The following is a 13,389-nucleotide window of genomic DNA, read 5'->3' on the forward strand; positions in this document are numbered from 1 at the left end:
ATTTTTGTAAAGGTTTAAAATAGATTCAACATGAGCAATACCGCACAATTTTGTCTCATAGGGATAAAAAAGTCACTATTATGAAAACACAGGAGAAAGCAGCCGAAAATAAAGTTTGTCCATTAGAGATTGCAGTAAATTCTATCAGCGGAAAATGGAAAATTCCTATTGTCTGGCAAATAAACGAAGGAAAAAAACGCCCCAGCGAATTTTTGCGCGGTATTGGCAAAGTAGACAGGCGTGTTTTGAACCAACAACTGAAGGAAATGGAGCAAGACGGGATTTTGACTAAAGAATCTTTCAACGAACTTCCGCCAAGGGTAGAGTATTCTCTTACGGATATTGGAAAAAAATTAGTAAATGTTTTATGGTTGTTAAATGACTGGGGTAAATTATTGATTGACAATGAAAAGGTGTAGTTTTCCAGAACTAAAAGATTTATTTTTGTGCTTAGACCAACATCATATTAAAATTCGCATTCACGTAAATCTATGAAGTTCGTTATTTTAAGCATAGACGGCGTAATTATTGATCCTTAAAATATAAGTTTAGTCAATTATAAAATGGAAAGTTTTAAGAAGAAGAAGAATTGGATATTCCTTTTATTGCCTGAAAAGTATAAAAATCTAGAATCCCTAACTCAAGCTGAAATCAGTTATTAATACATTATAATGTTCAATTTTTTGCCACTGGATCCAAAAACAGTTTTCTTGCTTTATTTTTGGGGAAACCTGTTTATTTGTGTACTTATATTTAGTTATTCGTTTTCGTATGCTACGATTGAGAATAAAAAGAAGTTAAACATTTTTGGATATGGAAAAATAGCACTTACGATAGGTTGGGTACTAATTTTTTTAAGAAATATAATTCCTGATTTCATTTCTATCAGTCTTGCTAATTCTATTATTTTGTGCGGATGCTGCTATGAAACCATGGCGATGATATCGATGCTCAAAACGAGATCAAAGAGACGTACTCGTTTGCAAATAGGGTTAACAATTGCGGCTATTGCAGTTTTTAATATTGCAACATTCTTAGACAGCCCGATAAATACTCGCATCTTGATTATGTCGATGGGAATATTTACGATTTTTTTACCCCCAACAATCAGTTATTTTAGAGAAAAAGGAAATAATCTTTTCCGAATGTTTTATTTGCTTTGCTACGCCGCGTTCGAAGTTTTACTTTTTCTACGCGGAGTTTACACTTATATCAACCCACAGGAATATTTTTTTTCGTATCGCTTTTTTGATAGTTTGTATAGTATTGGCTTGTTCTTGCTTACATTAATAGGAACAGTAGGATTTTTATTGTTGGTAAAAGAAAAACAGGACCTTAAAATCAAAAAACTTTTAAACGATAAAAATTTATTCTTTTCTATTATTGCCCATGATCTTAAAGGTCCATTAGGATCATCAGTTGCATTGTCAGAAATATTGGCTGAAGAAATTGAAGTATACAGCCGTGAAGAAATCAAGGAAATTACCAGAATGCTCCATGAGTCGAACAAAAATATTTATAAGTTACTTGAAAATCTTTTAGACTGGTCACGCGTACAAACGGGAATGATTGAGTATAGCCCGGAAAAAGTGATATTGAATAAATTGATCGAAGAAAATGTGGCACTTAATAGAAACACGGCATTAAATAAAAATATAACTATTAAGTTCGACTGGAATGAAATAATTGAAGTTGAACTGGATAAATATATGATTGATACGGTGTTGCGAAATTTACTGACCAATGCAATTAAATTTACAGAACAACAAGGCGAAATTAGAGTAACGATACAAAAGAAAAATCAAAAAGTAGAGGTATCTATCACGGACAATGGAATTGGAATTCCGGATAACATAAAAGAAAAACTGTTTAAGATTAATGCAAAAGTGATTCAAAAAGGAACAGAAAATGAAAGCGGAAATGGATTGGGATTATTGCTTTGCAGTGAATTTATAAAAAAACATGAGGGCGAAATTTGGGCTGAAAGCGAATTTGGAAAAGGCAGTACTTTCAAGTTTATCTTGCCGTTGGCGCGTATAAAAAGATAAACTCGAATTAAACCTTAGTCTTATTCAGAACGAGAATTCTTATGGTCTTGTTTAAGCAGTCTGAACTCCAAAAATATAACCTACCAATGCTGATGTTGCCATTGCAAAAGTACCCCAGATACAAATACGCAATACCGCTTTTATCGTTTTTGATCCTCCTGCTTTAGCGGCCAAAATTCCGGATAGTGCCAGAAAAAGTATCGAAAAACCATATTGATAGAACACCATATCTTTGATAGGAGCAAAAAAGGCTACCAGAACCGGTAGCAATCCTCCGGTAATAAAAGACGTCGCCGATGCAAAAGCGGCCATTAGAGGATTAGCCTGTGTGATTTCGTTTATTCCCAGTTCATCTCTTGCATGAGCTTCAAGCGCATCGTGTGCCATTAGTGCTTCAGCAACCTGTTTTGCTAATACTGTATTTAATCCTCTTTGGATATAAATATCCCTTAGTTCCTCGAGCTCCTCTTTCGGCATAGTCTCCAGTGCTATTCTTTCTCTTTTTAAATCGGCTGTTTCAACATCAGATTGTGAACTTACGGATACATATTCGCCCGCAGCCATAGAAAGTGCACCTGCAACCAAACCGGCTACTGCTGCAAGTAAAATAGGTTCTCTGGAAGCACTGGCAGCGGCAACACCAATAACCAAACTGGTTGTCGATAAAATTCCGTCATTGGCACCCAGAACAGCTGCCCGTAGCCAACCACTTCTATTGATATAATGATTTTCTGCCTGCATAGTTTTATTTTTTAATGTTGTCGACTCTGAATTCTCCTAATGAAATTTACTTCAAAATAGCTTTGGTTATCAAAAGAAGAGCAATAGAATGATTCTAAATTTTGTAAAACGTTTTGAAGACTAATTTTAGTTAGCACTAAATCTCAGAATGTAAATCGAACGGGAAATATATCGAAATATAAAATACAGGTATAAAAAAAGTCCCCCAGTTTCATAAGGGTTGAAACTGGGGGACAATAAAAAAAATAAAACACAATCTTCTAGAACGAATATCTCAATCCAAGCTGCCCTTGGAATCTTGAGGCTAATTGATCTACAGTATAAGGTGTAGCCGTAGGTTTCTGGAAAGTATATGTTGGATCGCCAGTAGCAACTCCGCCTAAATTTCCTGATTTTGTTAATCCTAAGTTGGCTGTTGAATTGTAAGTGTTTGGAACGAAATAACTTCTTCCCCAGTCTTTATTGATAAGATTTCCAACATTAGCCATGCTAAATGAGATTTGGAATGTACCCACTTTTGAAACTTTTATTTCATCCATTAATTTCAAATCTGCCTGAATGTTCCAAGGCGTAGTATCACCATTTCTTTGAGTGAATGTTCCTCTTCTTGTTTTCAAATAATCATTTCCATTAATAAAAGCTTCGTAATCTGCTACTTGTTGCGCTGCTGTTGCAGATCGAACACCAGTAGAACTTACCCCAATATATTTAGCCGCTTCTGCTGCATCTTTAAAGATATAAGCCAATCCTGCTGCTTGTCCTGTTCCTGCAATGGTTGAGTTTACAAATCCCCATGAAAACGGATTTCCTGATTGCGCATTAAAATACACGTTTGCAGAGAAAGTATTGTTTTCAGCCAGTTTTACAGCATATCCTACATTAGAAACGATTCTGTGTTTGATATTAAAGTTAGAAGTTGCCAATTGAGGATCATTAGGAGTCAATGACTGATTCATCTGGAAGTTACTTTCCATAGAGTTACGAATTCCGTTTGTAACATCTCTTGAATCTCCGTACGTATAAGCCGCCATAAAGCTAAGACCAAAATCGTATGTTTTAGAAACCATCTCCGTAATACTATATCTGTATCCTTTGCTTGTATTTGACAATAAATAAGCATTAGAAAAAGCAGGATTGATATTAGCGGCGTAAATTGGCATTTGGTGATTCGTATCATAAGAAAAATAAGTAGGGTTATCAGTCTTATTTACTTGTTGAAATTCAAGATCACGAATCACTTTAGTATAAATACCTTCTGTTGTAAATTTATATCCGTTAATGATTTTATCAATTGCAAGAGAGTTTCTTAAAACAGCCGGCATTTTAAATTTATTGTCAACTAAATCTGCCTGTACCTTTGGTGTTGCATCATGATATCCGTTTAATCCGTTGTTGGCCAAAGGATCACCAGCTGCTGCAACCTGAGCAGGAGTAAGGTTGTTTTTATCGTAACTTCCGTAACCTACACCGTCATTATAATACGCATATCCTAACCATGCAAACGGAATTCTGCCTGTAAATACTCCTGAACCACCTCGTATAACAAGAGTTTTATCTTCGTCTACATTATAAGTAAATCCTATTCTTGGCGAAATTAGTGCTGTGCTAAAAAAGTTGTTACTAATCTGGCTTAATGGCGTATAACTATATGTTGTGCCATAATTAGGGTCAGCCGGCGAGTTTTGTACTTGTGGACTTAATTTTGGCTTATTTGGCAAATCAGTATAATCAACTCTCACACCAGGCGTAACTTTTAGTTTGTTGCCAATTCTAATCTCATCCTGTACATAAAAACTGTAAAGGTTTACTTTAAATTTAGCGTATGGATTATTAAAAATCTCATCTCTTGTAGAACCGTCAAAAGGATACGTTCCGCGAACACGAGTTGGAGTTTTGCTGTAGAAATCTGCCAGTGATTTGTATGAAACCCTTCCATTAAGAGCATTTACAAAACCGTAATTAATGTCGTAAAATTCGTTGTGAGTACCAAATAATAAAGTATGGTTTCCTGTTTTATAAGTAAGGTTGTCTGTGATTTCGGCTGTATTTTGTTTCATATTAAAAACAGTTGCTTCACGATCATTTCCTAAGAAAATTGTTCCTCCGTTATATCCAATTTCTGCCTGAGGAAACATAGCATTTCCTGATTTTGGATCACGATAATCTTTAATAGCTGAATAACTTGCAAGGAATGAGTTAGACCATTGACTGTTAAAATGACTTTTTAATTCTAAGACAGTACTGCTGGATTGGTTTTTTTGTGTAAAATCCATGCTTGAAAATCTAAAGTTTGCTGCGTCACGCTCTAAATTTGATGCCTGAGAAATTACAGTGTTGTTTCTTAACGAAAGAGAGTGTTTGTCATTAATTTTCCAATCTAATTTGTTGAAGAATTTTTGGCTTTTTGCAAAGTTGTTGTAGGCACCATAACTTCCAGGATCAAATCCGTAGTTTGACTTAACGAAATTCGAAATTTGTTCTGCTGTAGTATTATCAACCAATGAAGTTAATTTTCCGTCAGAGTTTGTTTGTCCGGCATTGTAAAATAAAGGATCCGTTCTCTCTGCATATTCCATATTAGTAAAGAAGAATAATTTATCCTTAATAATTGGCAGGCCTAATCTGAAACCAATTTGATAATCACCAAAAGATTTTGGCATTTTAGAACCGTCACCTGCATTATTAGGACCTGTCATAGCTGCATTTCTGCCATAGCTATATATAGATCCGGTCACTTCGTTTGTACCGCTGCGTGTAACGGCATTGACGCTTCCGCCTAAAAAGTTTCCTAATTTAATGTCATAAGGAGCAATATAAACCTGAATGTCCTGTATTGCATCAAGACTTATAGAATTTGATCGTGTACTGCTTCCAGGCATTCCTGATGTTCCTGACTGACCACCCAAAGACGGGCTAAAACCAATTGCATCATTGTTTATAGAACCATCGATCGTAACGTTGTTGTATCTAAAATTGGTTCCGGCAAAAGAGTTGTTAGAACTCTGAGGAACTAATTTTGTAACGTCCTGAATTCCTCTGTTGATTAACGGTAAACCATTAATTTTTTTCTCATTAATACTTGTCCCATTATTTTTTGAAGAAGGTTTTGAACCTGTAATAACCACTTCTTCTAATACATTATTATCTGTTTTACCAACCACAATAGCAGGTAAATCATTATCGCCTAATGCTAAATTTATTTGTGCATTAGAATAATCTTTGGTACCTGAACTTTTAATTTCTAATTCGTAAGGTCCGCCGGCATTTAAATTTTCGAAACTAAATCTACCTTGTTTATCCGTTACAGCTCTGTAAACTGCATTAGTAGGTAAATGTGTTAATGTAACCTCAGCACCAGTAAGTGGACTTGTACCATCGCTAACTTTTGCAGATAAGGATGAGGTTGTAATTTGGGCAAAAATGTTTCCCATAACGAGAAGCATTAAAGCCGAAAAAAAGAGTTTTAGTTTTGTCATTGTTTTTTAGTTTTTATTTGACAAAGAAACTCTGTTTGTTTCGATCTGATTTAAGCTTTTTGTTAACTTAAAATCATAAAACAATTCATTGTTAACTAAGGATTATGAACGTGTTATTTTTTTAAATTCGCTTTAACGCTTTAGAATCAACGCTTTGTGTAAAAATCTAAAAATAAGTAGATTAGATTTGAGTTTAAAGTAGATTAGAAAAAGATTAGAGTGTTAAGCAAATGTTAGCGATCGGTAAAATTGATAACTTTAGATATTACTATTCTAATGTAAAAATGTAAATATTTTGATATATTAAGACAATGATAATTTCAAATGAGCATAAAATTGAATAGCGTCCAGCTTTAGCGGGATGTCATTAAGTTCAGGGGAAATCTATAAAATTACTTTACAGTTTAATCAAGAAAGTAATTGGAAAAATCCGTTTTTATCAGCGTTTTCGCTTTAGCGAATCAGTAAAATCAGCGTCTAATTTTGACGCGGATATAATAGATTTACTTCGTAAATACGCGGATAAAAACGGATTTGGTTTGCAATAATTTTATTTTTAAAAGCTTAACTTAATGACATTGGGCTTCGGGATAGTGTGAACCCTCGTTTCTCGGGATGACAAGATTGTGCGTAATCAAAATTTACTATTAAAAATCCGCATCAATCCGTGCTTTCGCATTAGCGAATCCGTGTCATCCGCATGCCATTGCGCAAACTTATGGCAACGAGGGATCACACAAGCAGCTCGACAGAGATTAGCGATTTTGCTTGCGGAGTTTCTTGCGGAGATCCCTCGTTCCTCGGGATGACAATAATTATGGTTACTTTGGTTCTGCACAATCTGCGAGAAAAAAAAAATAATTCTTTAAGGAAATACCAACGAAAACGAAGTGCCTTTTCCGAGTTCAGAATCTACTGTCAAATTTATATTATGAAGTTTAAGAATTTGCATGGTAATGTAAAGACCCAAACCCTGACCCTGAATATGGCGTGTATTATCACTTCTGAAAAAAAGATCAAAAATAGATTGTTTATCCTCTTCTGAAATTCCCGGACCCTGATCTGTAATTTTTATCATAAGTTTTCCTTCGTTTAAAAGGGCAAACACTTCTACCGGAGCAGGAGAGGAGAATTTAACAGCATTATCCAATATATTGTATAAGGCAATAAAAAGCATGTGTTTATTGGCGTGAACAGAAAGTAAATGTTCATGATCAGCAATAGCATTTACATCTACAGAAACCTTAGATTCAGGATATTCAATGGCTTTCTTTTCCAGAACATTCCATAATATCTCGTCTATTCGTACCGTTTCCATTTGTTGAGGTTCAGACAATTCAAGTCCTGATAATACAAGAAGTCCCTCCAGAGTAGCTTTAAGGTGCAGAGTATCTTTTCTTAAAGATTTTAGTATTTCCTCATATTGCTTGTTAGTTCTGGGTTGTTGCAGTGAGACATCAATATCACCAATAATAATAGTAAGAGGAGTTTTTAATTCGTGTGAAGCATTTTTCAGGAAATTATTCTGAATCATTATGCCACTCTCCAGTCTTTCCAGAAGATAATTAAAAGTGGTAGCCAATTCTTTAATTTCATTTTTACCGTTAGTTTGTGGTATTTCTAATCTCGAATGAAGATTTTCTGTTGTTATCGTATTTACTTTGGCTATAACTTCCGTAAAGGGACGAAAAGTTTGTCTTGCCAGAAATGTTCCCAAAAGATAATTTAAAGGGATTCCCACCAGATAAAATAAAATAAACATTAAGCCCAGTATCTCTACTTGTTTATTACCTGCACGATCAATTCCTGAAACTACAATGATAAAATCTCCCTGATTGTCAGTATAAAAAAGAGCTACAAATTGTCTTTTACCTCTCGTAAAAGTAAACAGTTTTTCTTTTTTGATATTCTCTAAGTCCTTATCGCTTAATTGAAAGTCAATTGTATCTTTTATATAAATTTTGTTGGTCTTAGCATCGTAAATACGAATAGACTCATTGTTTATTCGTTTGTACTGAAGTTCAATTTGTTGATAACGGGCGCTGTTCATCTCTTTTATTTCATCTTTTTCAAAATAAAAAAGTGCGGCAGTCATCGCATGATCTTCAAGATTATCAAAATAAAGATCTTTCATATGACTTCTAAACAAGAGGAAAGATCCGGCCATAAGAAGCCCGACTATAAAAGCAAAAAGCAAAGTAGAATTGACCGCTAATTTATTTTTAAGATTCATGACTCTTTTGTTTGAGCATATATCCTGTTCCTTTTATAGTATGAATTAAAGGGGTAGGGAAGTTCTTGTCTATTTTATTGCGCAAATAATTAATATAAACATCGACAGTATTTGATGTAGTATCAAAATCAATATTCCAGACCGCTTGTGCAATTGCAATTCTGGACAATGCTTTCTCACGGTTTTTCATAAAAAAAATCAAAAGCTTCAATTCCCTCGAAGACAAATTCAGTTCTTTCCCGTCCCTGGAAGCACTTTGTTCTTTCATATTAATTTCAACTCCGGCATAGGACTGAAAATCTAAAATTCCGGTGCTGAATTCAGCACGGCGAAGCTGCGCATTTATTCTTGCCAGCAATTCCTCGAACAAAAAAGGTTTTGCCAGATAATCATCAGCTCCGGCTTGTAAACCTTTTACTTTTTCGTGTGGCGTATCAAGCGCACTTAAAATAAGTATTGGCACAATAATTTTTCGGCTTCTTAAAACTTCGCAAACTTCAAATCCCGTAATATCAGGCAACATAATGTCGAGAATAATAATATTATAAGTATTCTCCATTACCTCTTTTATGGCATCAAAACCTTTTGTAATTGTTTTTACCTCATAGAGATGTTCCTCAAGTCCTCTTGTTATAAAGGAGGCAACTCTTGGATCGTCTTCGACTAATAATACTTTATTCATAACTTGAAATAATTGGCGTGTGTAATAGTATAAATTAAGTAATACAATAGAGATTTTGATTTTGTATTGGTCTTACTTTTTTGTCGTTTAATTCTAACAGCGTGTTCTCTATCATTTGAGCCATTGTATCCAGTGCGAGATCGTTAGGCTGTAATCCAAACGGATTTTCTAATTCATCGGCAATTGCCTCAAGCGCAACAAAAGTATATGCAATAAAAACAATTATAAAAGGAGTAATCCAACCCATTGTTTCTACAAAACCAAATGATAATAAAAAACAATAAATATAAACTGTTCTATGCAGCAAGACACTATAGGTATAAGGAATTGGAGTGCTGGCAATTCTTTCGCATCCGCCTATAATATCGGAGAGTTTATTCAGGTTTTCTTCAAAAGCCAATTGCGTAACACTGTCTATTTTGTTTTCTGATTTAGCAGTTTTCACCCAAATTCCCAACTGCCTCAAAATAATAATTGGTTTATATTGTACCGTTTTGAGCTGTTCAATAAAATTTTTCGGCAGCAATCGGTTCAGGTCCTCCTCCGGATCAGTTTCCCTAAGCTGATGCTTCAGGCTATATACAAATGCAATTAATAAATTAGTAAAATTATCACGTTTAGCTTCATATGCGGGATCATTAATAAGAGTGATACTTTGTCTGGCAAGCGATCTGGTATCATTTAGTAATGCTCCCCAAAGTTTTCTCCCTTCCCAGAACCGGTCATAACTTACACTGTTTCTAAAACCAAGGAAAATAGCAAGAGCAATCCCAAAAAGCGTAAAAATAGCCGGATTAATATGCAGATTGTATTTTATTAAATAAGGTTTAAAATAAACTACCAAAAGAGAAAACAGCAATAATAACAAAAGCCTGGGAAGCAATTGTGGCAAAACAGACCCTTTCCATTCAAAAAGCATTTTAAACCAGGTATTCTTTTTCTTGATAATCATTGGCAGTGACTAGATTTGTTGCTATAAAAGTAATTAAAAAGTAGAACCTCCTGCAAAAAATCAGTAAAGAATAGAATGAAAAGAGATATTAATTATTTCGACCCGTCTATTGCCAGCCAATCTTCAGTCCATTGATGTAAATTCTTTATTGTAGTTTTTAAATCTTTTCCTTTTTCGGTTAATGAATATTCAACAGTGGGAGGAACTGTTGCAAAAGCTTCGCGAATAAGAATTTTATGTTCTTCGAGACTTTTTAGTTCCTTAACCAACATTCGGGTATTGATTCCTGTAACAGAACGTTCGAGTTCTTTAAAACGTTTTTTTCCGTCGAGTAAAGTATAAATGATCAAAAAAGTCCATTTTCCTCCCAAAATTGCAAGAGCAGTTTGTATATCGCAAATTTTTTCAATTTCTTTTTTCTTCGTCTCCCTTGTGTCCATCGTATTGCTTTATATTATGTCTATAGTGTACATAAAGTGTACCTACTTGCAAAAGTAAAGTAATGGAGGTAATTTAGCAAGATCTTTTTAATAAAAAGAGATTTTTCAGCATTTTAAAAAGCTGTTTTTAAATACGTACAATTAAATATTTATAAAAAAAATGAAACTTTTAGAACCAATTACATTAGGGGCAATATACTTAAAAAACCGTATGGTCATGGCTCCAATGACCAGAAGCAGGGCAGATAATGAGGGTAATGTTGTACCATTAATGTCGCTCTATTATCAACAAAGAGCTTCGGCAGGATTAATTATATCTGAAGGTCTGAATATTTCAAAACAGGCCATTGGGATGCCTTTTACACCGGGATTGTATACCAATGAACATATAAAAGGCTGGACAGAAATTACCAAAACGGTTCATGAAGCCGGCGGAAAAATAATCGCGCAATTATGGCATAACGGTCGTGCAGCACATTCTGCGAATAAGAATGGCGAAAGACCTGTAGCACCTTCTGCAATTCGTATAGAAAATCAGAAAGCTTATACCGGTTTTGGATGGTCAGAATTTGAAACGCCTGATGAATTAACACATGCAGAAGTAAAACAAGTTATAGCAGATTATAAACAATCAGCAATTAATGCACTCGAAGCCGGTTTTGATGGGGTAGAATTGCACGCAGCCTTTGGTTATCTCCCCAATCAGTTTTTATCAGAATCATCCAATAAAAGAACAGATGAGTATGGAGGAAGCATAGAAGACCGTAGTCGTTTTATACTTGAAGTAATGAAAGAATTAATTGCGATCACAGGACCAGATCGTGCAGGCATAAAATTATCGCCAAGTATTCTCTATCATGGTATGTTTGATGAAAATCCTGTAGAATTATATGCTTATTTGCTGAAAGAACTCAATAAATTACCAATAGCTTATGTGCATTTAATGCAGCCCATGTTTCCGATAGATGAATTTGCTCAATATCCTAAAGATGTCGTCGAAGCTTTTGGAGATTTAATTCATAAGCCACTGATCATAAATGCAGGTTATACGCGTGATACTGCAGAGCAAATAGTTAAAGATGGTAAAGCCCAACTGGTTTCGTTTGGGGCTTTGTTTTTGGCTAATCCTGATTTGCCGGAAAGATTTCGTGTAAACGCAGATTTGAATAAACCTGATCCTGAAAAAATGTACGCTGGCGGCGACGAAAAAGGCTAGACAGATTATCCTTTTTTAAAATAATAAACTTTACAATTAAACAAAATGAAATACAAAATACTGTTTTTGTTGATAGTACTGCTATCATTTAATATTACAAAAGCTCAAAAACCAAATAACAAAACGCATTATCAATCAAAAGATAAAGCTTCTAATAAAATTGCTACTGATACTTTATTCGCAGATCAGTATACGCAGGTAAACGGAATTAAATTGCATTATGTTACTTGCGGGTCTGGGCCTGCAGCAGACAAGGTGCAATGAAAGCAGGATTTATGTAATACGCAACGATTCTTGGAGACGGAAAAACAAATCGAGCTAATTTTAAAGGAAAATTAAATATTCCTGTTCTTGCTATTAATGGAGAAAAAGGCATACCCTACAAGCAAACATTTGATTGTATTAGAGAAGTAGCCAATAATGTAACAACTGATTTAGTTCCGGACAGCGGACACGCTTTGGGAGAGGATAATCCGAAATGGTTTACGAACAGATTAATTGAATTTTTTAGAAGTAAGTAAATATATTAGAATTAATTTACGATTTCATTCTTTGTAGTAATGAAGAAATATGTATCTTTCATTTTAATTTTTAAGAGAACATTTATTTTAATTACATTTATGAAGCTATTTTTTACTAAAGTACTATTACTTTTAATGTTCTTTACTATTTTTTCCTGTGAAACCAAAAAGCAAAAAGCTGATCCTAAACCATATAAAGCAGGTGTGATTTTATCTTTTGATGATGCTTATGTCGATGAATGGTATGAAGCTGATCAGGCTTTGAAAAAATACGGATGGAAAGCTACCTTTAATGTTTGCAGAATAGATTCTATTGGAGCGCCACAGATTAAAAAACTGCTCGAAATGCAAAAAGAAGGCCATGAAATTGCTGCACATGGATATCATCATTACAATGCTGTTAAGTTCGTTCAGAAAAATGGCATAGACGAATATATGAAGCAGGAAATTGATCCTATGATCATTTCAATGAAAAGGTTGGGATTTAATGTAAGTACTTTTGCATATCCTTACGGAGAAAGATCTGATGCCCTTGATAAAGCTTTATCTGATGATTATAAAATAATAAGAGGAAGAGCTTTTGGTGGTGAAGCTCCGGAGAAACAAGACAGTTTTTTTAATAATTCAAAAATTGTATTTGCCTTTGATATCGATAACAGCCACATTCATTTTAGTATTCCGTATGTTTTAGAATTATTGGATTACGCCAAAAAGCACAATAAAATTTTGCTTTTATGTGGACACAAACCCGTTAAAAACGTAACCGAAAATTATCAGACAAAAATAGAAACCTTAGAGTTCATCTGTAAATACATGAAACTTAATGATCTTAAATTCTATAAAACATCTGATTTAGATGATCTACTTCCGGAATAGTACAAAGGATGTCGCCAAAGTATATCACTAAAGATTGTCACAAAGGTTTACAACAAAGGTCTATAACAAAGTTTATCCGCAAAGTTTGTCATTTCGACCGAAGGGAGAAATCACACTCGATAATCGACAAAGATTAGCGACTTTTATGACGGAGTCTCTTGTGTGATTTCTCCTCTGTCGAAATTGACAAACCGGGTAAAACAC

General features: G+C 34.4%; 11 protein-coding genes. 5 read left to right on the top strand and 6 right to left on the bottom strand.

What is annotated here, in order from left to right:
* Positions 1–80 precede the first annotated feature (80 nt).
* A complete protein-coding gene (locus QLQ94_RS15300; protein ID WP_427402229.1) occupies positions 81–419 on the top strand; it encodes a winged helix-turn-helix transcriptional regulator in 339 nt (112 codons plus the stop codon).
* A 252-nt stretch (positions 420–671) separates the two neighbouring features.
* Complete coding sequence (locus QLQ94_RS15305) at positions 672–2,048, top strand: sensor histidine kinase (protein WP_427402230.1); 1,377 nt, start codon at positions 672–674, stop codon at positions 2,046–2,048.
* 51 nt (positions 2,049–2,099) lie between these two features.
* Here QLQ94_RS15305 and QLQ94_RS15310 read toward each other — a convergent pair whose 3' ends face one another.
* From QLQ94_RS15310 to QLQ94_RS15335, 6 genes are all read right to left on the bottom strand, one after another.
* Positions 2,100–2,789 carry a VIT1/CCC1 transporter family protein gene (locus QLQ94_RS15310; protein ID WP_271336074.1) on the bottom strand — a complete coding sequence of 230 codons (690 nt, stop codon included), beginning with the start codon at positions 2,787–2,789 and terminating at the stop codon, positions 2,100–2,102.
* A gap of 260 nt (positions 2,790–3,049) precedes the next feature.
* The gene (locus QLQ94_RS15315; RefSeq protein WP_482497672.1) at positions 3,050–6,265 is read right to left on the bottom strand and encodes a TonB-dependent receptor; all 3,216 of its coding nucleotides are present in this window, start codon (positions 6,263–6,265) and stop codon (positions 3,050–3,052) included.
* An 865-nt stretch (positions 6,266–7,130) separates the two neighbouring features.
* Positions 7,131–8,498, bottom strand: a complete 1,368-nt coding sequence (locus QLQ94_RS15320; RefSeq protein WP_427402232.1) for a HAMP domain-containing sensor histidine kinase — start codon at positions 8,496–8,498, stop codon at positions 7,131–7,133.
* The gene (locus QLQ94_RS15325) at positions 8,488–9,180 is read right to left on the bottom strand and encodes a response regulator transcription factor (protein ID WP_072953911.1); all 693 of its coding nucleotides are present in this window, start codon (positions 9,178–9,180) and stop codon (positions 8,488–8,490) included. Before QLQ94_RS15325 ends, QLQ94_RS15320 begins: the two co-directional genes overlap by 11 nt.
* A gap of 34 nt (positions 9,181–9,214) precedes the next feature.
* Positions 9,215–10,132 carry a bestrophin family protein gene (locus QLQ94_RS15330; RefSeq protein WP_482497675.1) on the bottom strand — a complete coding sequence of 306 codons (918 nt, stop codon included), beginning with the start codon at positions 10,130–10,132 and terminating at the stop codon, positions 9,215–9,217.
* 92 nt (positions 10,133–10,224) lie between these two features.
* Complete coding sequence (locus QLQ94_RS15335; RefSeq protein WP_271336078.1) at positions 10,225–10,572, bottom strand: winged helix-turn-helix transcriptional regulator; 348 nt, start codon at positions 10,570–10,572, stop codon at positions 10,225–10,227.
* Positions 10,573–10,732: 160 nt separating this feature from the next.
* Between QLQ94_RS15335 and QLQ94_RS15340 the strand changes: the two genes are divergently transcribed.
* From QLQ94_RS15340 to QLQ94_RS15350, 3 genes are all read left to right on the top strand, one after another.
* Positions 10,733–11,788 carry an alkene reductase gene (locus tag QLQ94_RS15340; RefSeq protein WP_482497677.1) on the top strand — a complete coding sequence of 352 codons (1,056 nt, stop codon included), beginning with the start codon at positions 10,733–10,735 and terminating at the stop codon, positions 11,786–11,788.
* A 45-nt stretch (positions 11,789–11,833) separates the two neighbouring features.
* Positions 11,834–12,052: a hypothetical protein gene (locus tag QLQ94_RS15345; RefSeq protein WP_271336080.1), complete on the top strand. Its 219-nt coding sequence runs from the start codon at positions 11,834–11,836 to the stop codon at positions 12,050–12,052.
* A gap of 356 nt (positions 12,053–12,408) precedes the next feature.
* Positions 12,409–13,185: a polysaccharide deacetylase family protein gene (locus QLQ94_RS15350; protein ID WP_427402235.1), complete on the top strand. Its 777-nt coding sequence runs from the start codon at positions 12,409–12,411 to the stop codon at positions 13,183–13,185.
* The last annotated feature ends 204 nt before the right edge of the window (positions 13,186–13,389 follow it).

This window comes from Flavobacterium sp. B114r (assembly GCF_056824125.1).

Excerpts from the sequence above, each read along its gene's own strand:
- QLQ94_RS15350 (WP_427402235.1), top strand. The coding sequence starts at position 12,409 with ATGAAGCTATTTTTTACTAAAGTACTATTACTTTTAATGTTCTTTACT.
- QLQ94_RS15335 (WP_271336078.1), bottom strand. The coding sequence starts at position 10,572 with ATGGACACAAGGGAGACGAAGAAAAAAGAAATTGAAAAAATTTGCGAT.
- QLQ94_RS15315 (WP_482497672.1), bottom strand. The coding sequence starts at position 6,265 with ATGACAAAACTAAAACTCTTTTTTTCGGCTTTAATGCTTCTCGTTATG.
- QLQ94_RS15320 (WP_427402232.1), bottom strand. The coding sequence starts at position 8,498 with ATGAATCTTAAAAATAAATTAGCGGTCAATTCTACTTTGCTTTTTGCT.
- QLQ94_RS15340 (WP_482497677.1), top strand. The coding sequence starts at position 10,733 with ATGAAACTTTTAGAACCAATTACATTAGGGGCAATATACTTAAAAAAC.
- QLQ94_RS15325 (WP_072953911.1), bottom strand. The coding sequence starts at position 9,180 with ATGAATAAAGTATTATTAGTCGAAGACGATCCAAGAGTTGCCTCCTTT.
- QLQ94_RS15300 (WP_427402229.1), top strand. The coding sequence starts at position 81 with ATGAAAACACAGGAGAAAGCAGCCGAAAATAAAGTTTGTCCATTAGAG.
- QLQ94_RS15305 (WP_427402230.1), top strand. The coding sequence starts at position 672 with ATGTTCAATTTTTTGCCACTGGATCCAAAAACAGTTTTCTTGCTTTAT.
- QLQ94_RS15310 (WP_271336074.1), bottom strand. The coding sequence starts at position 2,789 with ATGCAGGCAGAAAATCATTATATCAATAGAAGTGGTTGGCTACGGGCA.
- QLQ94_RS15330 (WP_482497675.1), bottom strand. The coding sequence starts at position 10,132 with ATGATTATCAAGAAAAAGAATACCTGGTTTAAAATGCTTTTTGAATGG.
- QLQ94_RS15345 (WP_271336080.1), top strand. The coding sequence starts at position 11,834 with ATGAAATACAAAATACTGTTTTTGTTGATAGTACTGCTATCATTTAAT.